The organism is Pseudoalteromonas sp. UBA2102, assembly GCF_002331165.1.
GTDB classification, from domain to species: domain Bacteria; phylum Pseudomonadota; class Gammaproteobacteria; order Enterobacterales; family Alteromonadaceae; genus Pseudoalteromonas; species Pseudoalteromonas atlantica.
Window position 1 is genome coordinate 33,357 of sequence record NZ_DCYU01000036.1, and the last position, 26,753, is coordinate 60,109.

The 26,753-nt window shown below is 41.7% G+C and carries 20 protein-coding genes and 1 riboswitch; of the genes, 5 read left to right on the top strand and 15 right to left on the bottom strand.

The window, feature by feature from the left end; all coding sequences use genetic code 11:
- Position 1: 1 nt before the first annotated feature.
- From fusA to ylqF, 8 genes are all read right to left on the bottom strand, one after another.
- A complete protein-coding gene (fusA, locus tag B2R65_RS04335; protein ID WP_024033968.1) occupies positions 2 to 2,086 on the bottom strand; it encodes an elongation factor G in 2,085 nt (694 codons plus the stop codon).
- 205 nt (positions 2,087 to 2,291) lie between these two features.
- Positions 2,292 to 3,017 carry a response regulator gene (locus B2R65_RS04340; protein WP_004587464.1) on the bottom strand — a complete coding sequence of 242 codons (726 nt, stop codon included), beginning with the start codon at positions 3,015 to 3,017 and terminating at the stop codon, positions 2,292 to 2,294.
- A gap of 16 nt (positions 3,018 to 3,033) precedes the next feature.
- Positions 3,034 to 4,656 carry an ATP-binding protein gene (locus B2R65_RS04345; protein ID WP_286741313.1) on the bottom strand — a complete coding sequence of 541 codons (1,623 nt, stop codon included), beginning with the start codon at positions 4,654 to 4,656 and terminating at the stop codon, positions 3,034 to 3,036.
- An 11-nt stretch (positions 4,657 to 4,667) separates the two neighbouring features.
- On the bottom strand, positions 4,668 to 6,209 hold the full coding sequence (locus B2R65_RS04350; protein WP_064385956.1) for a tripartite tricarboxylate transporter permease: 1,542 nt from the start codon (positions 6,207 to 6,209) through the stop codon (positions 4,668 to 4,670).
- Positions 6,210 to 6,212: 3 nt separating this feature from the next.
- Positions 6,213 to 6,680, bottom strand: coding sequence for a tripartite tricarboxylate transporter TctB family protein (locus B2R65_RS04355; RefSeq protein WP_286741314.1), 468 nt, complete (start codon positions 6,678 to 6,680; stop codon positions 6,213 to 6,215).
- A gap of 12 nt (positions 6,681 to 6,692) precedes the next feature.
- A complete protein-coding gene (locus tag B2R65_RS04360) occupies positions 6,693 to 7,664 on the bottom strand; it encodes a Bug family tripartite tricarboxylate transporter substrate binding protein (protein ID WP_138685049.1) in 972 nt (323 codons plus the stop codon).
- An 11-nt stretch (positions 7,665 to 7,675) separates the two neighbouring features.
- Positions 7,676 to 8,917 carry an OprO/OprP family phosphate-selective porin gene (locus B2R65_RS04365; RefSeq protein ID WP_286741315.1) on the bottom strand — a complete coding sequence of 414 codons (1,242 nt, stop codon included), beginning with the start codon at positions 8,915 to 8,917 and terminating at the stop codon, positions 7,676 to 7,678.
- A 565-nt stretch (positions 8,918 to 9,482) separates the two neighbouring features.
- Positions 9,483 to 10,427: a ribosome biogenesis GTPase YlqF gene (gene ylqF, locus B2R65_RS04370; protein WP_054983594.1), complete on the bottom strand. Its 945-nt coding sequence runs from the start codon at positions 10,425 to 10,427 to the stop codon at positions 9,483 to 9,485.
- A gap of 91 nt (positions 10,428 to 10,518) precedes the next feature.
- On the opposite strand from ylqF, the gene B2R65_RS04375 reads away from it, so the two are divergent.
- Positions 10,519 to 11,055, top strand: a complete 537-nt coding sequence (locus tag B2R65_RS04375; RefSeq protein WP_029772909.1) for a YaeQ family protein — start codon at positions 10,519 to 10,521, stop codon at positions 11,053 to 11,055.
- A 17-nt stretch (positions 11,056 to 11,072) separates the two neighbouring features.
- Complete coding sequence (locus B2R65_RS04380) at positions 11,073 to 11,678, top strand: PGAP1-like alpha/beta domain-containing protein (RefSeq protein WP_004585990.1); 606 nt, start codon at positions 11,073 to 11,075, stop codon at positions 11,676 to 11,678.
- On the opposite strand, the gene B2R65_RS04385 is transcribed toward B2R65_RS04380, so the two are convergent.
- Entirely contained in the window at positions 11,675 to 11,884 is a 210-nt protein-coding gene (locus tag B2R65_RS04385; RefSeq protein WP_024033977.1) for a hypothetical protein, read from the bottom strand. The genes B2R65_RS04380 and B2R65_RS04385 overlap by 4 nt on opposite strands.
- Positions 11,885 to 12,230: 346 nt before the next feature.
- Between B2R65_RS04385 and B2R65_RS04390 the strand changes: the two genes are divergently transcribed.
- Complete coding sequence (locus B2R65_RS04390; RefSeq protein ID WP_004585992.1) at positions 12,231 to 12,704, top strand: Dps family protein; 474 nt, start codon at positions 12,231 to 12,233, stop codon at positions 12,702 to 12,704.
- 282 nt (positions 12,705 to 12,986) lie between these two features.
- Here the strand turns inward: B2R65_RS04390 and B2R65_RS04395 are convergent, their stop codons facing one another.
- Positions 12,987 to 15,929: a TonB-dependent receptor domain-containing protein gene (locus B2R65_RS04395; RefSeq protein WP_286741316.1), complete on the bottom strand. Its 2,943-nt coding sequence runs from the start codon at positions 15,927 to 15,929 to the stop codon at positions 12,987 to 12,989.
- 240 nt (positions 15,930 to 16,169) lie between these two features.
- On the opposite strand from B2R65_RS04395, the gene B2R65_RS04400 reads away from it, so the two are divergent.
- Complete coding sequence (locus tag B2R65_RS04400) at positions 16,170 to 16,925, top strand: LytR/AlgR family response regulator transcription factor (protein ID WP_024033980.1); 756 nt, start codon at positions 16,170 to 16,172, stop codon at positions 16,923 to 16,925.
- Positions 16,926 to 16,941: 16 nt separating this feature from the next.
- Here the strand turns inward: B2R65_RS04400 and B2R65_RS04405 are convergent, their stop codons facing one another.
- From B2R65_RS04405 to B2R65_RS04425, 5 genes are all read right to left on the bottom strand, one after another.
- Positions 16,942 to 17,340, bottom strand: coding sequence for a hypothetical protein (locus B2R65_RS04405; protein ID WP_029772911.1), 399 nt, complete (start codon positions 17,338 to 17,340; stop codon positions 16,942 to 16,944).
- A gap of 60 nt (positions 17,341 to 17,400) precedes the next feature.
- A complete protein-coding gene (locus tag B2R65_RS04410; protein WP_411157023.1) occupies positions 17,401 to 19,518 on the bottom strand; it encodes a S9 family peptidase in 2,118 nt (705 codons plus the stop codon).
- A 119-nt stretch (positions 19,519 to 19,637) separates the two neighbouring features.
- Positions 19,638 to 20,204, bottom strand: coding sequence for a hypothetical protein (locus B2R65_RS04415; RefSeq protein ID WP_029772913.1), 567 nt, complete (start codon positions 20,202 to 20,204; stop codon positions 19,638 to 19,640).
- A 95-nt stretch (positions 20,205 to 20,299) separates the two neighbouring features.
- Positions 20,300 to 20,382, bottom strand: a riboswitch (cyclic di-GMP riboswitch).
- 111 nt (positions 20,383 to 20,493) lie between these two features.
- Entirely contained in the window at positions 20,494 to 23,634 is a 3,141-nt protein-coding gene (locus B2R65_RS04420; RefSeq protein WP_029772914.1) for an efflux RND transporter permease subunit, read from the bottom strand.
- Positions 23,635 to 23,645: 11 nt separating this feature from the next.
- Positions 23,646 to 24,830 carry an efflux RND transporter periplasmic adaptor subunit gene (locus B2R65_RS04425; RefSeq protein WP_138611253.1) on the bottom strand — a complete coding sequence of 395 codons (1,185 nt, stop codon included), beginning with the start codon at positions 24,828 to 24,830 and terminating at the stop codon, positions 23,646 to 23,648.
- A 290-nt stretch (positions 24,831 to 25,120) separates the two neighbouring features.
- Here B2R65_RS04425 and B2R65_RS04430 point away from each other — a divergent pair.
- Positions 25,121 to 26,753: zinc-dependent metalloprotease (locus tag B2R65_RS04430; RefSeq protein ID WP_286741318.1), on the top strand; the 1,633-nt coding region annotated here is incomplete at its 3' end.

Genomic DNA, 26,753 nt, shown 5'->3' on the forward strand with positions numbered 1-26,753 from the left:
ATTACTTAGCTGCTTTTTTCTCTTTTTCTGCAGCGATTACAGTGTCAGCTACGTTTTGTGGACATGCTGCGTAGTGTGAGAACTCCATAGAGAACTGACCACGACCTGATGTCATTGTACGTAGTGAACCGATGTAACCAAACATTTCTGATAACGGAACGTCTGCTTTAATGCGAACGCCAGTTAAACCAGCTTCTTGGTCGCTTAGCATACCACGACGACGGTTAAGGTCACCGATTACGTCACCAACGTGATCTTCTGGAGTGAACACGTCAACTTTCATGATTGGCTCAAGAAGTTGTGCGCCCGCTTTAGGGATCGATTGACGGAAAGCGCCTTTAGCAGCGATTTCGAATGCGATTGCAGATGAATCCACGGCGTGGAAGCCACCGTCGAAAAGTTCTACTTCAACGTCAAGTACTGGGAAGCCAGCTAGAACACCTTCGTTCATCATTGACTTGAAGCCTTTCTCAACTGCAGGCCAGAATTCTTTCGGTACGTTACCACCAACAACTGATGAAGTGAACGTGAAGCCTGAATTCGCTTCGCCTGGCTTGATGCGGTAATCAATTTTACCGAACTGACCAGAACCACCAGATTGTTTCTTATGCGTGTAGCTATCTTCGATTTCACGAGTGATAGTTTCACGGTAAGCAACCTGTGGTTGACCAACAATAAGGTCTACGCCGTAAGTACGCTTAAGGATATCTACTTTGATATCTAAGTGAAGCTCACCCATACCTTTAAGGATAGTTTCGCCTGAATCTTCATCAGTCTCAACTTGGAAAGACGGATCTTCTGCAACCATTTTACCGATAGCAATACCCATTTTCTCATTACCGCCTTTATCTTTAGGCTGTACAGCAATCGAGATTACTGGAGTTGGGAATACCATTGGCTCTAGAGTTACTTTGTCTTTCGGATCACATAGAGTGTGACCAGTTTGAACGTTTTTCATACCTACGATTGCAATGATGTCACCAGCTTGTGCGCTAGTTAACTCTTTACGTTCGTCAGCTTGCATCTCAACCATACGGCCAACACGCTCTGTTTTACCAGTAAACGAGTTAAGGATAGTGTCACCCTTGTTAAGTTTACCTGAGTAAATACGTACGAATGTTAATGCACCAAAACGGTCATCCATGATCTTAAATGCTAATGCTTTGAAAGACTCATCAGCAGATACGATTGCATGCTCGCCAGTTTCGTTACCTTCTTCATCCATAAGAGGTTGAGGGTCAACTTCTGTAGGAGATGGTAAGTAATCAACAACAGCGTCAAGTACTAGTTGAACACCTTTGTTTTTGAATGCAGAACCACAGAATGTAGGGAAGAAAGCAAGGTCACGAGTACCTTTACGGATACAACGCTTGATATCTTCTAAAGAAGGTACTTCACCTTCCATGTACGCTTCCATTAGGTCATCGTCTTGCTCTACAGCAGTTTCGATAAGCATTTCATGGTATTCGTCTACTTTGTCAACCATGTCTGCAGGAACGTCTGTGATTTCGTAGTTTTCAGGAAGACCAGTGTCATCCCAAACGTATGCTTTTTTAGTAAGAACGTCTACAACACCAACGAAGTCATCTTCAATACCGATTGGTAAAGTCATAACTAGTGGTACAGCACCAAGTACTTTACGTACTTGCTCAGTTACACGGTAAAAATCAGCACCCATACGGTCTAATTTGTTTACGAAGATAATACGTGCAACTTCTGATTCGTTAGCGTAACGCCAGTTAGTTTCTGATTGTGGCTCAACACCACCAGAACCACAGAATACACCAACACCGCCGTCTAATACTTTAAGTGAACGGTAAACTTCAACTGTGAAGTCAACGTGTCCAGGAGTATCGATAACGTTGAAACGGTGATCTTTCCAGAAACAGCTTACTGCCGCAGACTGGATAGTAATACCGCGCTCAGCTTCTTGATCCATGAAGTCAGTAGTAGATTCACCATCATGAACCTCACCTGTTTTATGGATAGTACCTGTAAGCTTCAGGATACGCTCAGTAGTAGTGGTTTTACCCGCATCAACGTGCGCGAAAATACCAATGTTTCTGTACTTCGATAAATCTGCCATTATTTTACTCTTAATAAAGTCGAAAAATTATTCGGCGGGAGTATAGCATTACTTAAAGCGAACATCACCATACAAGTCGCTTAAAATGCAATCAATTCAATAAAATTTTTCTAGATTTACATCAAGCACTGGTTAAATAGCACTGATTATTATGTAACCCATTAAAAAGATTATGTTTTATTCTCGTAATCTGAAGAGCACTCAGTTACTTAATTATTTTGTAACAACGCTCTGGCCTGCCAATACTACCGTAGCTTTGATCAGCACTTAACTTTTCAGACTCTAATAAAAACTCTAAATAGCGACGAGCAGTTGAGCGGCTTACCCCCACTAAATCGCCCATTTGCTGAGCAGTAAATGCACTTGAATCATGCTGTACGAATGCATCATGGATTTTTTGCAATGTAAGCTGGTCAACGCCTTTGGGCAGCCTAATAGCACCCTGCTTTTTCTCTTTTGAACCGAATAACACATCAACCATTGATTGGGTCACTTCGTTTGCATCAGAAAAACACTGTTGACGCGCCTCAAAGCGCGAAAGAGCTTGGTCTAATCTATTTAACATTAACGGTTTAACTAAAAAGTCACAGGCACCAAGTTGCATTGCTTTTTCAAGTGTTTCAACTTCTTTGGCAGCCGTTAGTAGCATCACTTCGCTCTTAATTTCACGACGCCGTAAATCTGATAATAAATCGAGTCCGTTACCATCAGGTAAATGTATATCGAGTAAAATAAGATCTGCCTCTATCGCTTGCAACAGAGCTGTTGCAGTACTTAAATTACCTGCAATTCCAACCACTTGGTACTGTCCTTGGCGTAAACTCTGTTTTGCAATTTGACTTCCCGCAGCGCCCCCCGGCAGTAATAAATACTGGGCAATTAGCTGTGCAACTTCAACTTCGTCTTCAATTATAATTACAGAATAGGTCATTGCTTAATTACTCTTATTATTTTGGAATATAAACACTTAACCGCGCCCCTAATAAATCCGACTCACCAATCTCTAAACTACCACGGCAGGAGTCTAAATTGGTTTTTACTAAGTACAAACCAATACCGTGTTGCGCCCCAGACTTAGAACTAAATTGAGGCGTAAAAATGACTTCATGATCAGAGCCTAAACCAAACCCTGTATCTTCCACGTCAAACAATAAAGTTTGACTGGTTTCGTCAACTGTTACCCTTACTTTAGCAGGGCGAGTATCAGATGCTCTAATAGCAGCTTCAATGGCGTTATCTATTAAATTGCCTAAAATAGAAACCACTCGTTCAAGCATATCCTTACGTTCTATAACACCAAGCAAACTATCTTGGTTAAGCTCAAGAGCAACATTAAGCTCTCGTGCTTTGTGGTATTTTCCCACTAATAAACCAGCTAATACGGGGTCTTGAATCCGCTCAAGTAAGTTGTGAATTTGTGCTTGAGAACCCTGACTTTCTTGCCCTATAAGTTCAATTGCTTGCTCGTTTTTGCCCATTTGAACTAAAGCACCAATTAGGTTTAATTTATTCGAGTAATCATGTGTTTGAACACGAAGTAACTCAGCAAATGCTTGTACTTTTGTTAGCTGCTGACTTAAATATTCCAGTTCATCAGACGGGCGCATACTGAGCAAAATACCATCATCCTGACCTTGAACTTGTAAAGAAAACCGCGACAAAATAATTCGTTTATCTGCAGCAAATAACTCAAACCCAACAATTGTGCGGCTTTGATTGCGCAGTAAAAACTCAGCATGCTCAGGCAATAGGTCTTCTAGAGTAAGGTTTTTATGGATTGTAGATGTAGGCTTATCAAGAATTTCGCAGGCACGTTGATTTAGTTTACGCACGGTTCCATCAGGCTCCAGTGCAATAATGCCGCTACGCACAGTATTTAAAATAGCATCCTGCTCTGAAAATAATCTTGCTATTTCATCTGGTTGCAAACCAAATATAGCATTACGTACTCGTTGACCAATATAAACCGCGGCAATAATACTTAAACCAACAAGCATCAGCCCCCAAATAAGTATTTCAGCACTACGAGATAAAATAAGCGGATCAATTGATTGCACCAAAAAACCAACAGACACTAGGCCTATAATTTCATTGTTAGCATTATATACAGGTACTTTACCGCGAATTGACTCCCCCATGCTGCCATGAGCTACCGATATATAGCGCTCGCCTTGAAGGGCCTCCTGACTATCACCTCCAACCATAGGTTTGCCAACTTTGTGCTCATCAGGGTGTATAATACGCAGTGCATTAATATCGCCAACTACTATAAAATCAGCGCTTGTTAGCTCCGTAAGGCTCTCTATTTGCAAATTAAATGCTGTTAAATCACCTTTTCCCTCTAACGCATTTATTACATCAGTTCGTGTTGCGATACTACTTGCTACAGCGAGTGCTTTATCACCTATGTGATTATGTAAACTTTGCGCCGTAAGCTGATACACCAACGCCCCAAACAATATTGCTTGTAAAACACATAGCCCAGTTACCCAAATAATTAAACGTGTTTCTAATCGTTTAGGTTTTTTTACCATGCTCTGCAATGGGCTTGGTTTGTTGGTGTTTGTCATTAACGTCCTTATTAAGCTTGCTCTTGCTGTAACCTAGAAGCTGTTTTATCCGCACGGCGCTGCTTCAAATAATCTTTTAATGGGAACAACAACACTAAAATAGAAAGTATAAAAATACTTAATGTGAGTGGCCTATCCCATAAAAAGCTTAAAGAGCCATCCGAAATCATCATTGAACGACGAAAGTTTCGCTCAATCATATCGCCTAAAATAAAGCCAAGTAACAAAGGAGCCATTGGAAAGGCCAATAGGCGTAATATTAACGCAACCAAGGCAACACCAACCATCATAAATAAGTCGAATGTGTTAAACGACACCAAGTACACGCCTATTAAACTAAAGAACAAAATCATAATGGTTAATACCGACTTTGGCATTGCCAATACTTTTGCAAAATAAGGAATGAGAGGTAAGTTTAAAATCAATAAAACAATGTTGCCAAAATACATGCTTACAATGACAGACCAAAATACACTTGGGTTTTCTTGCATGAGCATAGGGCCTGGCTGAATACCATATGCTATTAATGCTCCTAGCATTATGGCCGTCGTGCCAGAGCCAGGAATCCCCAATGTTAATAAAGGTACAAATGAACCTGTGCATGCTGCATTATTTGCAGACTCAGGAGCGGCAAGACCACGTAAAGAGCCTTTTCCAAATTTTTCTTTTAGGCCTTTAGGTGCCAAATTTCGCTCAGTGGCATAGGCCATAAAGCTTGCAATAGTGGCTCCTGCGCCAGGTAAAACACCAACAATAAATCCTAAAAATGACGAACGGCCAACAACCGGCGCCATATCTTTAACTTCGTCTTTTGTTAATTTAGTTGAACCTATTTGCGGCGTATCTGAATCATTAAGACTTTTAGCGTCTTTCTTCTCTGGCTTAACAACATTAATTAATGCCTCAGCAAGTGCAAACGTTGCCATTGCAATTAATAAAAAGCTAATACCATCGAGTAAGTCGGCTTGTCCAAAGGTAAATCGCTCGGTTCCCGAGGATGGATCTATACCTACCGTTGCCAGCATTAAACCAAATACTGTCATCATCATTGCTTTTAAAAATTGGCCTTTATTTGAAAATGCAGCAATAGCTGTTAAACCTAAAAACATTAGCACAACATAATCAGGAGATTGAAAACTCAATGACACCTTTGCTAGTAGAGGTGCGGCAACCATAAGTAGTATGGCGCCTATAGTTCCACCTATAAATGAGGAGTAAGCGGCAATAGCCAAGGCTTTACCAGCATGCCCTTGCTTTGCTAACGGATAGCCATCAAAAGATGAAGCCACCGTACCCGCCACCCCTGGCGCATTTATTAAAATGGATGATGTAGAGCCACCAAAAATAGCGCCATAATAAACCCCAGCCATTAAAATCATCCCTGAATCAGCACCTATGCTGTAAGTAATAGGGATCATCAATGCAATAGCAGTTATTGGCCCAAGCCCAGGTAACATACCAATAAATGTACCCACCAAACAGCCTGCTATCACGTACATTAAATTATTAAAGTCGAGCACGGTCGACAAACCAAGCATAATTCCATCAAACATAACTTAACTCCATAAATCGCCCGGAACCAAGTAAATACCTAATACTTGAGTCATCAAAAACCAAAACACTACGGCAACAGGAAGAGAGGCAAACAATAGAATCTTCTTGCGCCTTTCACCCATTACAAAAAAACCCGCTAATAAAAAGGCGCTGGTCGAGATTAAAAAGCCAACAGGCTCCAACATTGCACTATAAATCACCATTAAAACTAATAAGCCTAAAGTTCGTACGACATGCGACTTTTCTAGAGGCTGGTTTTCTGCCGCTTTTTCGTTTGGCTTAAGCAAAGTAGAACCGATAGAAAGCAAGCACACCACAATGCCAAAAGCTGCGTATACTTTTGGTAATGTAGCAGAAGTAACCGTTTCGTATTCTTCAAATGGTAATAGTGGAATTTGCCACGCCACAATGGCGTAGAGTGTAAATAGCGCCAAGAATAAACTTGGCCCTAGTAGTTCGCGATTCATCATAAAAAACCTCGATTAATCCGCTTTACGAATAAAGCCAAGCTCTTGCATTGCCACTTTAAGCTGCGCTTCTTGTTTTTCGAGTGACTGGATAAATTCATCTTTTTCTTGAAAGAGATTTAACCAGCCATTTCGTGCGCGAACAGTTTCCCACTCAGGAGTTGATTGTAATTTACGAAGTTTCTCGGTGTATTGAGCAAGTTTATCGGCAGGTAAATTAGGAGCAGCAAAAAAGCCGCGCCAATTAACAAACTCCATATCGTAACCCATCGACTTTAACGTAGGTATTTTAGGGTAATCCGCTAAAGCTTCTGGCGATGTAACTGCTAACACCCTCGCCTGCCCGCCATTTGCAACTTCTAACGCCTCGCTTAAACCGGTAGAAAGTAAGTTTACTTCACCAGAGAGTAAACCAGCTTTTGCTTTACCACCGCCATCGTAAGGAATGTAACGAATTCTGCGGCCATCAACCCCGCCTGCTTTAGCCGCTTGTGCAGCAACTAAGTGATCCATACTGCCACGGGCAGAACCACCCGCTACTTTAATTGAGCTTGGGTCTTCTTTAAGCGCTTTAATAACATCCTGCCAGGTTTTATAGGGCGAATCGTTACGAACAACAAAGGCACCAAAATCAGCAATCATATTGGCTACGGGTGTTAAATCTCGGTAGCTATAGGGAATTTTCCCCGTTAAGGCTCGCAATACAATAGGCGTTGAATTAACCATTAATATATCGCCTTTTTTAGTACCTGATTCTATTAAGTAGGCAATGGCGCGCCCGCCGCCACCGCCCGACATATTCTGAAAAGACGCATTATTATCAATGCCTGCCTTTACTAAACCTTCACCTACACCGCGCGCAGTTGTATCCCATCCGCCACCTGGGCCTGCTGGTACTAAAAAGTGAATATCGGCCAATGCCATAGGGCTGCTTAGTACTAATGATGCCGCTAATAATGTTGTTTTAACTGACTTAAATAATTTCATTGTGTGTCCCCTTAAAATAAATACTGCATACGTGCACTAAAGCCCATACCAGAGTCTTCATCACCTACAAGCGCAGCGGTACCTGGGCCATCTACATCGCTGTAGATAAGATTGCCCATAAATTTAATGTCACTACTAACGTAATAGCTTGTACCAAGTGTGTAGGTAGTTACTTCGCTACCTTGGTTTTTACTCGTTGCATCCATTTGCGAAACTCGAGCAACTAACTCCCATGCATTTTTTATATTTTTAGGTTGTACAAATAGAGCAGAGCCAGCTTTATACTGTCGTTGCTCACCCCCTAAAAAGTAACTTGCTGAGATATGAAAGCCGTCAAAACGTTCGCCATCTAGATCATCGCTGCTATTGAGCGCATCTAAAGCACGGCTTGCATATTCTGCCTCTAATGTTAAAGAGTCAGCCTGAAAAGCAAATTCAAGCCCAGACTGCGATAAGCTATCCAGTGCTACCGCTGTACCGCCTGTAGTATAATTAACAAGGCGTACATTAGTTTCGCGCACTTCACCACGCGCAAAACGCTCGCCTAGTTCATTGCCACCCATATCACGGTATGAATGCCATGCACCTAAATGAATCACGTCACCAGGTGCTGCACTTGACCACGTAGCACGCCCTGTAATAGCAAGCGTTAGACGGTCGTTTTCATCGTTACCCGTTGCACCAAAGGCATCATTTTTATAAACCCCAACGGCATATCGAAAACCTGAGCCTTTAAAGTATTGATAAGCAGATACGCCCCAACGGAAAAAAGGCGAGAAAGTATTAGCAAGCGTACTACGCTCAATAGTATTAATGTGCTTTGAGCTAGTAAGTGCGTTTAGCGACATGTCTTCACGGATTTTACCCGCTTTAATTTTAAGACCGTTTTCAAAGGCGTAACGCACGCGGGCAAGTACAATTTCGGCATCCCCTTCGCCAAATTCTAAAAGTAATTTGTGATCCCAGTTTCCATGCTCGCTCTCTACGTAGGTACGAATACGACGAGGGAAGAAGTCGCTCCCACCTGAGCCATCATTGCCTGCGTTATAGGCACCTTCAAAATAGTTGTAATCAAGCTGTACTCGTCCTCCAAACTCCAAATTAAAGCCACTTGATGTTTTTAAAGAGTTAACTTCTTTTTGCAATGCATCTAATTGTGCTTGTAGTTTTTGAGTATCGTTATCGGCTAAAGCTGATGTGCTAGCCAACGCTGCTGTAATTGCTAAAGCGAGCTGTGTGTTACTTGCTTTCATTATTTTCTCCACGCTGTGTTTGTATCTTTATTGTCAGGTAGATAAGCGACGACAAACTGCTATCTAAAGCACAGCTTATTGTTAACGTGAAATTAACGAAATATTTTGAGGGAAAGGTGCATTGATGACGGTAAAGTACATTTTGTTCATAAAAACCATGAACAAAATAGACATAAACAAAAATTAATAAGAAGGGTAGTGAAGTACACCTATGCGATGACTAAAAAACGCACTTAATAAAATAAGAATTATTTGCATTTAGGTGTTGACAGTTTATTAGATCTAACTGATAATCAATATCAACAAGACGGGAATGCATACCCACTTGTGACGGAATGAACTAATTTGTTTCTCGACCCTGAAACAACGTGTGGCGCACGTAAACAGCTATGGTTACTTGTTATGAACCGCAACGCCCCTTGATGTTGATGATAAGTAACCGCCCTACTATTTTACTTGCTACATTGCTCATATCGGTGACGGTAGATATGAAACTAAAAAAGCCCTTACGGGCTTTTTTTATGTCTGTAATTTAGTAAGTAACATACTCACATAAATTCACATATTAACGGCGGTTTTTACGTGCACGTGCACGGCGCTGTTTTTTCTCTTCTTCTTTAGCGGCTTTTTTGGCCTCTGCAGCGGCGCGTAAGCCAGCTACCATAATTTCTTCTTCCTCACGCATGGCTGGGGTTTCCATGGTAATACGGCCGATAATCCCATCACGTAATTCGTTAATCAGTATTTCAGACATTTTATAGGTGTCTATTTGGTTACCGCCACGAATACAGCCACGCTTTTTACCGGCCATTTCTACAAACTCCCAGTCACTTTCTGGCAGTTCATCTATTTTATAGCGTGCTTTTAAAAGCTCTGGGTAGGCTTTTAATAAATACTCTGCGGTATAACTTGCCACATCTTCGTATTCAAGTGCTGTATCACGTATTGCACCGGTGGCACCTAAACGATAACCCGAGTTCTCGTTTTCTACTTTAGGCCACAGCATACCTGGTGTGTCGTAAAGCATAATGCCATCTTCAAGCTTAATACGTTGCTGCGCTTTTGTTACCGCAGGCTCGTTACCCGTTTTTGCAACTATGCGGCCAGCTAATACGTTAATTAACGTTGATTTGCCCACATTTGGAATACCCATGATCATGGCTTTAATTTGCTTATCGGCGCCCACTTTATGTGGCACCAACTTTTTACAAAGCTCATTAATGCGGTGCACCTCAGCGGCTTTATCATGACCAAACGCAATGGCTTTAACGCCACTTTCTTGCTCAAAATAGTCTTTCCACGCTTGGGTCATTTTAGGGTCGGCTAAATCAGCCTTATTTAAAATTTTGATGACCGGCTTGCCTTCACGAAGCGTAGTTACCATAGGGTTTTCACTACTGTAAGGAATGCGTGCATCAAGCACTTCAATGATCACATCCATTTGCGGCATTATTTCTTTAATCTCATTACGGGCTTTATTCATGTGCCCAGGGAACCACTGGATAGCCATTTTTAACTCCTAACATATAATTTGACGCTATTTTAACTGGCAATTCATTTAATTGCGCTATACTGGCGCAAATTTTTTTAGATTAGATATTATGGCTCTTAAATCTACCATTATTAAAGCGCAATTATCGTTAAGCGATATGGACCGCCACGTGTACCAAGATTTTAATTTAACGTTGGCACAGCATCCCTCTGAAACCGAGCAACGCCTGATGATTCGCTTATTAGCCTATGCACTAAATAGTTGTGATGGCTTAGAGTTTACCAAAGGCTTAAGTGCCGACGATGAACCTGAGCTTTGGCATGTAAACTACAGTGAAGAGATAGAGCTGTGGATTGAGCTGGGCCTGCCAGATGAAAAGCGTCTTAAAAAAGCCTGCAATAAAGCTAAAAAAGTGGTGCTTTATACCTATGGCGAAAACAACCAAGCTATTTGGTGGCAAAAACATCAACCTAAGTTGTACGATTTTAAAAACTTAAGTATTTTTAGCCTTGATTACGCCGCTACTCAGGCACTTGCAGATTTAGCCGACCGCAATATAAAACTTACCATTACCGTTCAAGATGGTGATGTGTGGGTCAGTTCTGATACGGCTAATATCGAAATAAAACCGCAACGGTTAATGTAAATTGTAGGTAAGGGCGTATGAAAATAAACCACGTTATTGTATTACACGGCCTTTATATGTCGGGCTTTGTTATGCGCCCGCTCTGCTCTCGTCTTGAACAGTCTGGAGTTAAAGTACTTAATCTCACTTACAATACGCTCGACCCAAACTTAAGCACCATATTTAAACAAATAGATGAGTTTATTGGTGATGAGCCCTCTGCATTAGTATGTCACTCTATGGGCGGATTAATTGCCCGCGCCTACTTAGAGGCAGGCACGCCAGCGAGTCACCATGTCACTAAAGTGATTACGCTTGGCACACCCCATCAAGGCAGCCACATAGCGCAAAAGATGAAGCAAAAAGGGTTTGAAACCTTTTTAAAAAACAGCGTCGAGTTTTTACTCACTAAAAATGGTAACTGGCCGTTTAAGGCCAAGCTTTACAGTATTGCTGGCGATTTGCCCATTGGGTTAATGCCGTTAATTGTCAAAGGCAGTCAGTCCGATGGCACCGTTTTACTAGACGAAACCAAGCTTAAAGGCATGGCTGAGCATAAAGTATTTCATTTAAGCCATACCAGTATGATTTACTCTCGCCAAGTGCTTGAGTACATTATTAAGTGCCTTAACGAAGCAGCCTAGTCTTCGCCCGCCTCTGCTATTTTATAACTGATTAAAAATATCACCCCTAAAATAAGTGGCATGGGTGCGGCAATGTAGCCAAACGTGTCGGCATTAGCAAAACTTGCGCCTGCTAAATGCGCCACCAGCCCCAATACAAATGCTATAACGGCTATACCTACCACAATTAACTCTGCTTTATTTTGTTTTACTGTTTTTGCATCCATAATCGCTCTCCAATAAATTTAAGATATTTATTTTTCTTGAGTGAATTATGCGCTACAGCTATAAGCATTTACTGATTTAGATCAATACATCAAATAGCTAATATTCAACCTTGTAGAAAACTTGTTTTAGATCATAATTTATCCATGTTTTGTCTTTATTTTATTGTTAAGGGGTAGAATTTTAATAAATTCAACCCATCTATATTGTATGAGTGATTTATTGCGCTGCACGTTATTAATAGTTAAAACCTATTGCATTGACTGGTTTAAACAATTTTACTAATTAATAGCACTGAGCAATAATGATCATCAGTTCATAAATAAACGGTTCATCAAGGAGCAAGGTATGTCACAGGTAAATGCAATTGGTTTAAACAGCGCAAAAAGCGAAGACATTGTTAAGTCACTCAATACATTATTGAGCAGCTACCAAATTCAATACATGAATGCGCGTGGTTTTCATTGGAATATTAAAGGCCGTAACTTTTTTGAATTACACATTAAATTTGAAGAGATTTACAATCTTCTGCTTGAAAAAGTAGATGAAATTGCTGAACGTATTTTAACGTTAGATGGCGCGCCACTTCATGCGTTTTCTGATTACTTAGAAGTAAGTGAAATTAAAGAAGCTAAAAACATTAGCGATGGTACGGCAGCCGTAGAAAACCTATTAGCTGGCTACAGCACACTAATTAAAATGCAACGTGAAGTACTTACTCAAGCAGGTGATGCAGATGATGAAGGTACAGCGTCATTAATGGGTGATTATATTTCAGAGCAAGAAAAACTAGTATGGATGTTAAAAGCGTACTTAGACTAAGCTAAAAAATAAGCCCTCAAAAGGGGAGGGCTACAAATAGGGAGAATCGTAAATTTCTTTGCGATTCGGATACTATATTAGCGCCCCCTATTGACTAAACAACGCCACTGTTACCAGTGGCGTTGTTTTTGGTTTAAGCGGAGCATAAATAATTTTAAAGCAAACAAGCCCACCCTTTTCGCGCTGGCATTAAAAAGCCCCAGCAACGGCTGGGGCTTTTGTTAATACCAGCTCCTTAATTAAGTGAAGCTGGAAAAACGACAATTGTGCAGTATTAACTGCTTAAAATTTACTTCTAAAACCAATATAGAAGGTTTGTCCGATTGGGTCATACGTACCTGCGTCGGTTTCAGTACCTGTGCTTGAGCCACTAACACCTGAAAGTATACGTGGAGGCTCTTTATCAAATAAATTGTTAGCGCCGGCGTATAGCTCTACCGCGTCACTTATATGATAGCTTGCTTGTACATCATGGTAGGTTACTGAGCCAATACCCACGCCGCCAGCAGGTATACCAAAGCCACTTAAGAATTGATCATCAAAGTCAGCAGCCCCTATGTAGGTCATGCTCCAGTTAAAATCAAAGTCATCAAGCTTATAGCCTAAGTTCCAGTTAGCTTTGTGCTCAGATGCGCCAATTTCACCTGCAAACTCATCTTTATCCGCACCCGGTAACGGAATAGTGTAACCGTCAATCAAGTAAGTGTATGCAAGGCGAGTTCTAAATGCGCCTGGGCCAATATCGGCAGAGTAAGTTAGTGTTAAATCAACACCTTCAGTTCCTAAACCACCACTATTTGATACACCACTGTCAATAAACTCAAGTGAACCTGCACTATTATTACCAGAAGGGCCGCTACGACGAGTTATAAAGCTACAGAAGCTATCGTCACCACCGCCATAACATTGGTCTAAAATAAATTGGCGCGGTGTAGATACAATCGCATCTGTGATTTCTATATCAAAGTAATCAAGGGTAACGTCAAGGCCCGAAATTAGCTCCTCTGGGGTAAATACCACACCCACAGTCACAGAGTCGCCCACTTCTTCTTTTAAGTCTGGGTTACCACGGTTAAAACCACTAATACCCTGTAAATCAGACTGGTTAAGGGTAAACTCACCGTTTGATGCAATATTATTTGCAACACCCGCATCGGCACGACACGCATCACCTACAGCGCCACCGCCACTGTTTGTAACACCTATACATGGATCGTTTAAACCACTTGGGAATGTTTGCGAAGGCGGTGAAAATAACTCATCAATATTAGGCGCACGTGTAGAACGAGCACGGGTAGCACGAAGGCGTAAGCTATCCATCACTTCCCAATCAACACCTACGTTCCAGCTTTCTGTATTACCTACTGTTGAGTAGTCAGATAAACGGACTGCGGCGTTCATTGTTACCGCATCCAGCACAGGAATGTTAGCCTCAACATAGTATTCAGTTACATCAAAAGAACCTTCGGTTGCAGGAATTGCATTACCGGCATTTAAGCCTGCTTGCTGTAGGGCATCAAATTCACTGCGAGAAAACTCTTCGCGGTATTCAAAACCAGCCGCAATACCTACCATACCCGCAGGCAGCTCAAATAAATCACCTGAGACATTACCGCCAATAATTTCTTGCTCTACCGACGTAGAAAGCGTACTTGGCGCACTTACAAAATCAATTGCACCTTGCAATAGTGAATTAAATCCGTAAATGTTTACTGGCGCACAATTAAAGCCACGCGCTGTTGCATCAATACAAATCGCTTCATCGGTAATGCCATCCGCATCTAAATCTTGGCTATCAATTACCGCCTCTAAACCTTGGCGAAAGCTTTGTACATTTACTAAGCCACCTGATACTTGCGACTCTTTCGTTTTACCGTACACATAGTAGGTATCGTAAAACCAGCTGTCGTTAATCTCACCCTGAAAGCCCACAGCTAAGCGGAATGTATCACGCTCTGCACGGGCACCACGGTTACCTACGTCACTTAAACGTTTTGCAAAAAAGATATCTCTAGCACCATCACCGTCGGTGTCTGTTGCTGCATTGTAAATATCATCTGGCACAAAGGCATTTCTGAGCATTTCACCATTTACGTCAAACTCAATTGGCACGCGGCCATTGGCATAAATGTCATCTGAGGCAAACGGAAAAGGCTCTAACTCTGAAATAGTGGTACTAGATGCATACGTCCCTTCAAAAAAGAAGCTGTGTTTATCTGTTAACTCGTAACTACCATTTGAGGCAAATAAGTAGCGCTCTGTTGGTATAGCAATGGTACGTACGCCGCTTCGGTTAAAGCCGTTGGCATCTATACCGTCACCGCCATTGGTGCTAAACGAGTCTTGTAAGTTGTTGTTTGGATCGTAAGTAAAGCGTGTATCGCCTGCATCAAAACGCCCTTGTGGCGGAAATGATGAGAAAAACGGGTTAACGGCTTCAAAAATAGAGCCCGGATTTGCCGCCGGATCGTCTTCAAAATAAATACCTGAAAATTGGTCTACTGCAGAGCGCTCACGATCGCGTGAAAACACAGCTCCTTGGTCTGAGTAGCCTAAGTGGAACATGGCTTGACCTTTGCCATCACCCGTAGTTAAACCCGAGGTAAAAGAAAACTGGCGCGATTCATCATCGCCTTCGCTTGATTCGCCGTATTGGCCTTCAAACTCTACGCCTTCAAAGTCATCTTTTAGTACAAAGTTAACTACACCTGCAACCGCATCAGAGCCATATACTGATGATGCGCCACCGGTCATAATTTCCACGCGCTCAATAAATTGACTAGGAATGGTATTTAAATCAACTGCCGAGCTACCAGGTACACCCGATACATAACGGCGCCCATTCACAAGTACTAAAGTACGGTTTGAACCTAAGTTACGCAAATCAACAGTAGCTACACCCGCGCTTGCAGTTGAAAAGTTAGAGTTAGTACGGCTAATAGCTGGAGAACCAAATGCTGGGTTTTCTAGCAGTAGGTTTTGAATGTTTAAAGAACCCGATGCATCAATTGCCTCGCCACTTACAACCTGTATAGGTGCAGATGACATCGCCTCGGCTGAACGAATACGAGAACCCGTTACTTGCACGCGTTCTATTTTTTCTAGTTCGTCTTCTTCTGCGGCTATACCTTGAAAAGAAAAGCCAGCAAGCACTGTCGCACTAAGTGCTAAAGACAATGAAGATTTTTTAAATGTACGACTATCTAAGTTATTTATTTTTTTCATACTATAATGTCCCTGAAATGTTATTTTTGTAACTGGTTGGTTACAAACATTTCAACATTAAGTGGAATAATTTTAAGACACTATGCGCATTATTTAATAGGCACTTAGTCAGGTACAAACAGCAGGATATATGGGATGAAGGTACTTATCCCAGATTGTTATAAATTAGATTAAATTTTTTTAACATTTTTTATTAAATACACGGTCTTTATAACTACACACTCTAGAGATGGATTTTTTATGATTACTTACTTTCATGCACTAATTAGAGTTAGCACGAGCAAATTTGCAACATTCTTAACTCAGCAGGTGCAAGCTCACCGTCACTTTGATTCGCAAACGCAACTGCCCGAGCAGCGTTTAGATCAAATAGATACCTCTCGTTTTAATGTGCTTTTTTACGAATTATCTAATTTAAATGATCCTACTCAAATAGTGCACCTAACTGAATTGGCTAAAACAATGAAAGTGGTGGTGATTGCTAGGTCGGCTGAATTTGCTAATTTTGCGTTTGAAGTCGGCGCAGTCGATTTTTTAACAGTCGATGCAACCGCTTCAAGGCTTGAAAAATGCTTCGATAAGCTTATTCATTTATGCCCATTAGCCACACAAGCCGAGCGCTTGTTTAAAGCCGCATCTGAAAACGAGCAACCCATTGCTGCACATATTGTTGTTAAAGATGTAGGAAAGGTACGTTTAATAGATATTAACGATATTGTATGGATAAACGGTGCGGGTAATTATGTAGAGCTGCACTTTAATGGTAACAGCGCCCCCGTTTTACACCGTGAAACCATGAAAAACATTGAGCAACAGCTAGAGCCTGAAGGTTTTATACGTATTCACCGCTCCACGCTTGTTAGAAAACATGCCATAAAAGAGCTTATGCCAACAGACAGCGGCGACTATAAAGTGAAGCTTAAAAACAATATCTCGTTAAATTTATCAAGAAGGTACAAAAACTGCCTAGAGAGCATTATAAGCCCCGTAGCATAGGGGCTTGTAATTCTATTTACCAGTGAGTTTTAATGTATTCATCGTCTGGGTGTTGATGTAGGTAACTTTCTGAGTCTTTATAAAAGTTAACTTCAATATCGCTGTTGTTCCAGACCTTCTCGAACATATTTTTAGCAATAATGTTTGCATATAAGTAATCTACGCGTTCGTAGCCACGCTCTTTTACGCTGGCAAAGTACGCCTCTAACGAGTCCATGCTATCTACAGTTATTAACTCAAATTCTTCTAAATTAACCACAACACACTTTACCGCTCCTTTGGGGTGCATACTTAGTTCGTTCACCACGCCATTAGTTAGTAAAGTAATTCCTTCATTATTAAAACTACCCATTAGCTTTAAATACATGGTGGGTGGCTGAGAGCAAATATAAAACTCTCCATGTGCTCCAAACATAAATAACCTTTTATATATCAGTGCTTCATTAAAGCTTAATACATTTTGCGTATTTTGCAGTTAATTTATAAGCGCGATAAAAAAGGCCATTTCGAGGGCTTTTTCTTCAAGGCTTTTAAAACGCCCAGATGCGCCGCCATGCCCAGCATCCATGTCGGTTTTGAATACCAGTATATTGTTATCGGTTTTGAGTTCTCGCATTTTTGCTACCCACTTCATAGGCTCCCAATATTGTACTTGAGAGTCGTGCAGGCCTGTGGTGACTAAAATATGCGGGTAGTCTTGGGCGCTAATATTATCGTACGGTGAGTACGCGGCTATTACATCATAAAAGTGCTCATCGTTTGGGTTGCCCCATTCATCATACTCGTTAGTGGTAAGTGGAATACTTTCATCTAGCATGGTGGTTAACACATCTAAAAATGGCACATGACACCCTACACCTAAGTAAAGCCCTGGCGCTTGGTTTAATACAGCGCCCATTAACAAACCACCTGCACTGCCGCCAGAGGCAAATACTTTGTTTTTATCACCGTAGCCTTGCTCTACAAGAGCCTTTGTAATATCAATAAAGTCGCTAAAGCTATTTTGTTTATGCTCTTTTTTACCTTGCTCGTACCAATGGCGTCCTAGCATTTCGGAGCCTCTTACATGTGCAATCGCATACACAAAACCGCGATCTAGCAAACTCAATGAGGTACTCGAAAAGCTCGGATCTATCGTGTAACCATATGCACCATAGCCATATTGAAACAGTGGGTTAGTGCCATCCTTGGTAAAGGTGTCTTTTCTATAAACTAACGAAACAGGTACTTGCACGCCATCGCGTGCTGTCACGAATAAGCGCTCAGAGGCATAAAGTGCACTATCAAACCCGCCCAGTACTTGCTGCTGTTTTAACAATGTTTTTTTGCCCGTGGCTAAATCAACATCGTACAACGTTCCAGGCGTGGTTAGACTTGAATAATAAATACGTACCGAACGCGCCTGTGGCTCGGGGTTCATCGCCACAGCGGCATAGTAACATGGGTCGCTAAATTCAAGCGCCATGCGCTCTTGAGCTTGGTTAATAACAACAAAGCGAGCTTGACCTTGCTCGCGCTCAGTTAATACTAAAAAGTCGTCAAATATCTCTACGCCTTCAAGCAACACATGCTCACGGTGCGCGGTGTGCTCTTGCCACTGCGTTTTATCTGCAATCGTTTCGCTTGTTGCCGTCATCAGTCTGAAATTTTTAGCTTGCCAGTTGGTTACTATGTAATAAGTATCACCGTGTTTATCTATATCAAACTCATGCCCTTCTTCGCGCGGTAGTAATGCGTAAAATTCTCCCTGCGGGTTATTGGCATCAAGCACCCAGGTATCGTTTGTTTCGGTGGTGGCCAAATCTATAATAATAAGGCTCTCGTCTCGGCTTTTACCCAAGCCCATAAAAAAGCTTTTATCGTGCTCTTCATACACCATGACATCTTGGCTTTGCGCTGTGCCTAGTTCATGCCTAAACACCTGAAAACCCAGTAACGTTTGTAAGTCTTTTTTAACGTAAAATACGGTTTTATTGTCGTTAGCCCAAACAATTTGCCCTTCAGTGTTTTCTAAAACATCGCTGAGCATTTCACCTGTTTGCAGGTTTTTAAAATGTACGCTGTAAATTCTGCGCCCTTCGGTGTCTTCGCTGTATGCCATTAATTGCTCGCATGGGCTTAGCGCGACTTCACCTAGTTCGTAAAATTCATGGTTTTGAGCTAAAGCATTCACATCAAGAAGTAACTGCTTGTTATCGGTGTTAATACTTATGCTTCTAAAATGGCGCGAATACTCATCGTCACCACGTACCTCTGAGTGATACCAGTACTTGCCATCTTTAACCGGCACTGTGTTGTCATCTTTTACGATGCGCCCTTTTAGTTCTTCAAAAACACTGCTTTGAAGTGGTTTTATTGCGGCTAGTTGCTCATCGCAGTATGTATTTTCGGCCGCTAAATGGGCGAGTATTTCTGGGTTTTCGCGCTCATCATCGCGCATCCAGTAGTAGTTATCGGTGCGCGTTTTATTGTGCATAGTTAATTGATAAGGTTGCTTTTTAGCAACAGGAAAACGAGCTAATGATTGAGAAGAAAATTCACTTAAAGACACAACAAAACCGTATAAAAAATAACAATGCAGGCAGTTTATCATAAAAATAAAAAAGCCCACTCATAGAGAGTGGGCTTGAGGTATAAGTCCAAATTTTAAAATTACTGCAATTTTATTCTTGTCATTACACCCATGGGAAGATGGTTTTTATTTTAAAAGCGTTAAGAGACCTTAGTCCAGGCCATTGCCCAGCTTTTTCCGATACCAGGTTCAAAGCTTGGGTCTTTATCATTATTGGTTCTGCAAAATTGGCTAAATGGCCATGCCTTACATTGGTATATATAACCTGTTTTAGGCTGCAGTACGCGAGTCCCCGCGTTATATTGTTCGCCCCCATTAGGGTATACAAAATCATATGCTTGGTTGGTGCACTTAGCGGGGGTATCGCACTTTGCAATGCAATGAAAATCAACCTTTGCCTTATTAATACCGCTACTTTCTAGGGCAAATATTTCGTTATCTCGATAGCCAACAACCAACCCTTGCTTGGTCATTCTACCTGCACTTACCAGGGGCACATGCACGTTTATATACTCAGCAACTAAGCGTGGCCAAGCATGAGGCTCACCTTGTTCTAAAGAGGTAATTTTATAATCAAACGATAAATCAACAAGCACTCCTTGCATGTCTGAAAAGGTTACACTAACCACATCCCCAATGAACAATTGAGTATGATGGTTTAAACAACCTATAGTTGACCATTTTCCACAGGCCAACGACGTATGCATAAACACAGTAACACCTTAAGAGTCACAAAATTTTATCCATATCATATGGATACACAAAAACGACACTGAGGGCAAGCAATACCGTATAAAAATTATGCAGCAGCCCCGCTATCGTAGTTTACACCTTAGACCGGAAACTTTGCGTCTTAGCCTTTCGACTAATTTGCCAACAGAAAAAAGTGATTATAAAACGTGCGCAAAGCTTATTCAAACAAAAGAATGTAACCGAGATTTTTATATAACCCTAAATAACTAAAAAGCCAACTTGTTAAAGTTGGCTTTTAATAGTTTAAGAGGTTTGGTTTATAGGGACTTTTCGCCTAAATACTTTTCGAAAAGCCATTTTAAACACGCCGCCAATATCGCCTAAAATAATGTACAAGCACGGCACCAATATAAGGGTGATTAGTGTTGCAAACATTACCGCAAAGCCTAGCGCTACTGCCATAGGGATTACAAACTTAGCTTGTAAGCTGGTTTCAAACATTATGGGCAGAACCCCTGCAAAGGTTGTAATAGAGGTTAATAATATTGCTCTAAAGCGTGCACAACCGGCTTCTATTACCGCGTTTTTAACGGTTACACCCTCTCGGCGTACTTGGTTTACGTAGTCGGTCATTACCAGCGAGTCGTTTATTACTACGCCGGCCGCGGCTATTAAACCAAAGCCCGACATTAAGCTAATGTCTAAATCAAACCAAAAGTGTCCCCAAATAGCCCCCGTTAAACTAAACGGAATAACCGACATAACAATAAGCGGCTGGGCATAACTTTTAAGTGGTACAGCAAGCAATATATAAACTAAAATCATGCCGCCTACAAAAAACAGCAGCTGCTCATTAGCTTGCGCTTGTTGCTCTTCTATTGCGCCACCTAGCTCTGATTTTACACTTGGGTATTCTTCTTTAAGTTGCGGCAGTAAGTTTTCTTTTACTTGCGAAACCACTTCGCCTGGCTCTATAACTTCTTCATCAATACTGCCGTACACATAAACAGTACGATAACCGCCCTCACGGCGAATATAGCTAATACCCGGCGTTTCGGTTAATTCGACCACATCGCCTAAAAGTACTTCACGCCCTTGCGGTGTAGTAACTACAGTGTGTTTTAGCGATGAAAACGCTTCGCGAGTCAGTTTAGGGTAACGTACCATTACTCTTACTTCTTCGCCGTTACGTATTACACGCTGCGCTTCGCCACCATAAAAACTAGCGCCTACTTGGTTTGCAATGTTAGCAAGGTCGAGCCCTAAATCGTAAGCTACAGGTTTTAAGCTCATTTGCACTTCTTTGCTAGCAGGGTCAATGGTTGAGCTTATATCAAACAAGCCTTTTTGTTGCTGCAATAGCTGAATAAAACGACGGCCTGCCGCATTAAGCGTTTCTATATCAGAGCCAAACAGTAAATAACCAAATTCGCCTTCGCCGGTGCCGCCACCGCCGCCAACATCATCTTCAATAGTGAGTGATTTAATACCGGCAATGGTTGGCATAGCTTCTCGCCAGCGGCGCGAAAGCTCAAACGCGTTATAAGGGCGTAAGTCTTCATCAACCAACGGCGCAAGTAACTGAGACTCCGTTCTGCCTTGGTTAAATACCAGTACATCACGAATTATTTTTTGGCCAAATTCACGCTCTGTTTCTTCATCAACTCTTAACACCATGGCTTCTACTTCACGAATAGCTGCAATAGTTTGTAAATCAGACACATTGTCATTCATTTCTATTTGAATTTGCGGAAAATCATGCGGCACTTTAGGAGTGGGTACAGTGCGTACTTTATTTGATGTGATCAGCGCAATGCTTATAAAAAACATAGCAATAAAGCCAAACAATACTGTCCAACGCCAATCTACACAACGCGATATAAAACGCTTATAAGGGCCATTTACAAAACCAAAAAAGCGGGTATTAAACCTATCGCGCCAGCCCCCTTTTTTAATAGGTGAAAAGTGCGTGTGGGCAATGTGCGCCGGTAAAATAAGTTTTGATTCAACTAAGCTAAATACTAAACACAGCATAACTACTACAGCAATACCGTAAAAGAAGGCGCTTTCTGGCCCGCTCGAAAGTGTAAACGGGGCAAACACCGCAATGGTTGTTAGTACGCCAAATGTAGCAGGGGTTGCTACACGGTTAGCACCACGGACGACGTTTTCAACTCCACCTCCGCTTTTTTCAACCTCAGTATAGGCGGCCTCTCCTATTACTATGGCGTCATCTACCACAATCCCGAGCACCATAATAAAAGCAAACAACGAAATAATATTAATGCTTATACCAAATAAAGGCATTAGCATCATGGCGCCTAAAAAGCACACTGGTAAGCCAATCATTACCCAAAGCGCTAATTTAAAGCGCAAGAATAACGAAAGCATAATAGCGACTAATATTGCCCCTTGAAACAAGTTAGCTTTCATCATATCAAGGCGCGCATTTAGGTAGTATGTCATGTCCATTAATGGCTCTAACCTAACGCCCGGTGGCAGCTGGGTATTTTTTTGCTCAATAAATGCTTTAACCGAATCGGCAACGGGGATCATGTTTTGATCTTGCGTTGCCTTTACCGACATATACACTGCGTTTTCGCCATTAAATTTAAAGTAGCGCTCGCCTTCGGTAAATTGGTCTTTAATAACAGCAATGTCTTGAAGCAATACCTTAGCGCCGTAGTCGCCTATTTTTACCGGAATTTGCCTAAACTCATCGCCGGAGTAATACTGGTTTTCAACCCGAACAGAAATAATCCCTGCATCTGTTGTTAGTTGCCCCGCCGAAAAATTAGCAGAGTAATTACGCACAGCGGTCATTACATCGCTTAGGGTTAAGTTGTATTGGCGCAAAGTGTCTGGTTCGATTTCAATGGCTATTTCATCAAGCGGCACATCGTTTTCTACCAACGACACGTTTGATAGCTGTAATAGCTCATCTTCAATTTGATTGGCAATTGGTTTGAGTTCTGTCAGCGGCAAATCGGCAACTAAGGTCATCCCTATAACATCTTGCCTAAACTCAATCTGACTTATGGTGACCGGTTCCATGCCCGCAGGAAAGGTTGCAATACCATCAACGCGCAGCTTTACCTTATCAAGTACATCGGTAAGCTCTGCATCGGTGTTAATTTCAAGGCTTGCTCTACCGCCATTTCTAAAGGCGCGGTACACGCCCTTTTTAATTTCGGTCACATCCTTTAGTGATTCTTCAATTTTTATAAGAATGCTTTCTTCAATTTCTTGTGGTGAGGCACCGGGGTAATTTGCCTCAACATTAATGTAGTTAATTTCTACATTAGGAAACATTTGGCGCTGAATGGTTAAGTAACTAATAATCCCCATGATGATGATAAAAACCATCATTAGGTTGGCTGCAACAGAGTTTTTAGCAAAATAAGCTATTAACCCGGTTTGTTTTTTTTCAATTGATTCGCTCATTAATTTACACCTTACAACTGTTGCGCATCAGCGCTACTTTCGGTGTTTGTATTAGCGTTACTTGGCTCGCCCATGCCAGCCACTTTAACCTGCATGCCTTTTTGTGGGTACTCAGGTAACGTGGTAACCAACTTATCATCGGCGTTAAGTCCGCTGCTAATATAAAAGTACTCGCCTTCTTCTCTCACTACGGTTACTTTGCGCGGTTCAAGCTCTTGGTTTTCGTTAACTATCCACACCGTTTGGTTATTAACTAATGATTGCGGCAAGCGGTAAATATTATTAAGCATGGCGCCTGCAAAATTAACCTGCACGTAGCTGCCAAATTTAATAGCCGGTTGCTGTGTTTTTAAGCCGTATGGGTCTTCAATACGTACCACTAAGCTGCTCATACGCGTCGCGTTATCTACAATACCTAGGTCGCGGTCAATCACGCCTTCACGTGTAAAACTGTTTAAACCTTTTTGAATAATAGTGGCCTTAATGCCCTTAATTCGCTCCGGTAAAAATACGCTATCAAAACCAGCAATAGGAATAATAACCTCTGCTGTTTCTATATTATTTAAATCGGCCACTTGTGCGCCCATAGCCACAAACTGGCCCACCCCCACATTGCGGCTTATAACAAGCGCATCGTAAGGTGCTTTTATATCGCAGTTTTCTAAATCGCGTTGCGCTCTTTTTAATGCGGCTTGCGCAGATTTAACCGCTGCTTGGGCGCTTAGCACCTGCGGTTTACGTAAAAACAAGTCAGTACGTGCCTTACTCGGAAAACGCTTTGCTTCGTCTTCGGCTACTTTTGCCTGCGCTTGCTCTTCAATTAAGGCCGCTTTTGCACGCGCTAAATCGGCTTCGGCTACCAATACGGCTGCTTCGTAGTTGTCTTTTTCAATGCTAATAAGTGTATCGCCACGAGAAACCACGCCACCTGCTACAAAGTTAGGGTGCCAGCTAATTACTTCGCCCGACACCTGCGCCGCCAACTGCGTATTTTCTAATGGTTTTATTTCGCCATAGCTGTTTATTATTACTTGATGATTATTAGCTTCTACAGGCTCAACTTGCACGGTGGGGCGTGTATCTACTGCTGTGTTACTTTGATCTTCTTGTGCAATAGCGTTTATTCCCATAAAGCCCACTACACCAATGGCTAATGCTACAAATGGGAACACCCATCTCAGTGAATTTGATTGCATATCCTAATTACCTCATATTTCTACTAACACTATAATAACAGAGCGCAATAAAACATTAACCTGACATTTGTAAGCAACTGTTACAAATCAAATTGGGAACTAAATATAGCTGTGTACCCGTTAACAAACATCTGCTATTCATCGCATTTATTATATTTTGTTACAAACTTTTACTATTTAAAATCAACAAATTACAGGTTTAGGCTATTATTTCATCGAGAAGATGTGCGAACAAATTTTAATTTACGTACAGTCACATTAAATAAATAACAGCGAAAAAGATTATTACAATGAAATTAACAACCCTTGCGCTAACACTTAGTGTAGCGCTTAGCGGCCACGCACTGGCTAGCGATAAAAAAGAAGACAAAAAACCACAAACCCTAAGCGAAATGGTCGAAGGACAAACCGAATTTTCAGGTATTTTTAATTTATACCAAGACCCAAAAACCGGTGAGCACTTAATGGTGATCACCGAATCGCAGCTTAATACCCCTTTTGTATACTTTGCCCATACAGTCGACGGTGTCACTGATGCTGGGCATTATCGCGGTGCCTATAGAGAAACCAAGCTTATTGAGTTTAGAAAATACTTTGACCGCATAGATATAGTTAGCAAAACCCCTCGCTATAAATTTGATCAAAACAGTGCCATTGCCAAAGCAAGCAATGCCAATATTAGCGAAGCCGTTTTAGCCAGCATTAAAATAGAAAAAGAAGAACAAGGAAAAATAGCCTTTAAGGTCAATAAGTTATTTTTAAGTGAGGCGCTACACAAGGTATCGCCAACGCCAAACCCAGCCGATAAAAAAGCTAAAAAACGCTTTAAAGTGGGTAAATTAAACAGCAAAAAGTCGCGTATTGTTAAGCAGCGTCCTTACCCAAACAACTTAGATGTGGTTGTAGATTACGTATTTAGTAATGCCAGCCCCACCGTGCGTGGTACAAGCGCAGTAAGCGACCCGCGCAATGTCTCTGTTAAGGTGCAGCACTCTTTTGTTGCATTACCAACAAACGACTATAAACCACGTAAAGATGACGCGCGCATAGGCTATTTCACCAATCAATTTGATCTAATGACCTCGACCGATTGGGCGCCATATGAAGATGTTATTAAACGCTGGGACCTACAAAAGAAAAACCCTAGTGCTGAGCTTTCTGAGCCAGTAAAGCCAATTACCTGGTGGATAGAAAATACCACCCCAGTAGAGTGGCGCGACACAATACGCGATGCCGTACTTACCTGGAATAGCGCTTTTGAAAAAGCCGGTTTTAAAAACGCACTAGAAGTTAAAGTACAACCCGATGACGCAACCTGGGATGCTGGTGATATTAACTACAACGTATTACGTTGGACTTCATCACCTAAACCGCCATTTGGTGGCTACGGGCCAGCTCTTGCCAACCCGCTAACCGGTGAAATACTTGGCTCAGACATTATGCTTGAGTTTGTGTTTATGAAAAACCGCTGGATTTACGACACGCTTTACACACAAGGCACAATGAGCCACGGCGAAAACCTGCACACAAGTGGCGATTTAAATTGCTCACTAGGCCATGAAATTCAACAAAACCTATTACTTGCTAAAGGCTTAGCAACAGGTGCCTCGATTGATGACAATGAAATGATTCGCCAAGGTTTAACTCAGTTAATTCTTCATGAAGTAGGCCATACACTAGGCTTAAACCACAATATGAAATCGTCTATTTTGTGGGATGAAAAAGAGGTTCATGATAAAACCAAAACCCAAGGCATAGTTACAGGCTCAGTGATGGATTATGCGCCGGCCAACATAGCCCCCATTGGTGTACAGCAAGGCGATATTTTTCAAACCAAACCAGGCCCTTATGACGATTGGGCTATAAACTATGGCTACAGCACAGCCCTTGAAGATGAAACCGCAGAGCGCGCACGCCTAAATA

Bases quoted from the DNA above. Each gene is read 5' to 3' on its own strand.
- fusA (WP_024033968.1), bottom strand. From the start codon at position 2,086: ATGGCAGATTTATCGAAGTACAGAAACATTGGTATTTTCGCGCACGTT.
- B2R65_RS04340 (WP_004587464.1), bottom strand. From the start codon at position 3,017: ATGACCTATTCTGTAATTATAATTGAAGACGAAGTTGAAGTTGCACAG.
- B2R65_RS04345 (WP_286741313.1), bottom strand. From the start codon at position 4,656: ATGACAAACACCAACAAACCAAGCCCATTGCAGAGCATGGTAAAAAAA.
- B2R65_RS04350 (WP_064385956.1), bottom strand. From the start codon at position 6,209: ATGTTTGATGGAATTATGCTTGGTTTGTCGACCGTGCTCGACTTTAAT.
- B2R65_RS04355 (WP_286741314.1), bottom strand. From the start codon at position 6,680: ATGATGAATCGCGAACTACTAGGGCCAAGTTTATTCTTGGCGCTATTT.
- B2R65_RS04360 (WP_138685049.1), bottom strand. From the start codon at position 7,664: ATGAAATTATTTAAGTCAGTTAAAACAACATTATTAGCGGCATCATTA.
- B2R65_RS04365 (WP_286741315.1), bottom strand. From the start codon at position 8,917: ATGAAAGCAAGTAACACACAGCTCGCTTTAGCAATTACAGCAGCGTTG.
- ylqF (WP_054983594.1), bottom strand. From the start codon at position 10,427: ATGGCTATCCAGTGGTTCCCTGGGCACATGAATAAAGCCCGTAATGAG.
- B2R65_RS04375 (WP_029772909.1), top strand. From the start codon at position 10,519: ATGGCTCTTAAATCTACCATTATTAAAGCGCAATTATCGTTAAGCGAT.
- B2R65_RS04380 (WP_004585990.1), top strand. From the start codon at position 11,073: ATGAAAATAAACCACGTTATTGTATTACACGGCCTTTATATGTCGGGC.
- B2R65_RS04385 (WP_024033977.1), bottom strand. From the start codon at position 11,884: ATGGATGCAAAAACAGTAAAACAAAATAAAGCAGAGTTAATTGTGGTA.
- B2R65_RS04390 (WP_004585992.1), top strand. From the start codon at position 12,231: ATGTCACAGGTAAATGCAATTGGTTTAAACAGCGCAAAAAGCGAAGAC.
- B2R65_RS04395 (WP_286741316.1), bottom strand. From the start codon at position 15,929: ATGAAAAAAATAAATAACTTAGATAGTCGTACATTTAAAAAATCTTCA.
- B2R65_RS04400 (WP_024033980.1), top strand. From the start codon at position 16,170: ATGATTACTTACTTTCATGCACTAATTAGAGTTAGCACGAGCAAATTT.
- B2R65_RS04405 (WP_029772911.1), bottom strand. From the start codon at position 17,340: ATGTTTGGAGCACATGGAGAGTTTTATATTTGCTCTCAGCCACCCACC.
- B2R65_RS04410 (WP_411157023.1), bottom strand. From the start codon at position 19,518: ATGATAAACTGCCTGCATTGTTATTTTTTATACGGTTTTGTTGTGTCT.
- B2R65_RS04415 (WP_029772913.1), bottom strand. From the start codon at position 20,204: ATGCATACGTCGTTGGCCTGTGGAAAATGGTCAACTATAGGTTGTTTA.
- B2R65_RS04420 (WP_029772914.1), bottom strand. From the start codon at position 23,634: ATGAGCGAATCAATTGAAAAAAAACAAACCGGGTTAATAGCTTATTTT.
- B2R65_RS04425 (WP_138611253.1), bottom strand. From the start codon at position 24,830: ATGCAATCAAATTCACTGAGATGGGTGTTCCCATTTGTAGCATTAGCC.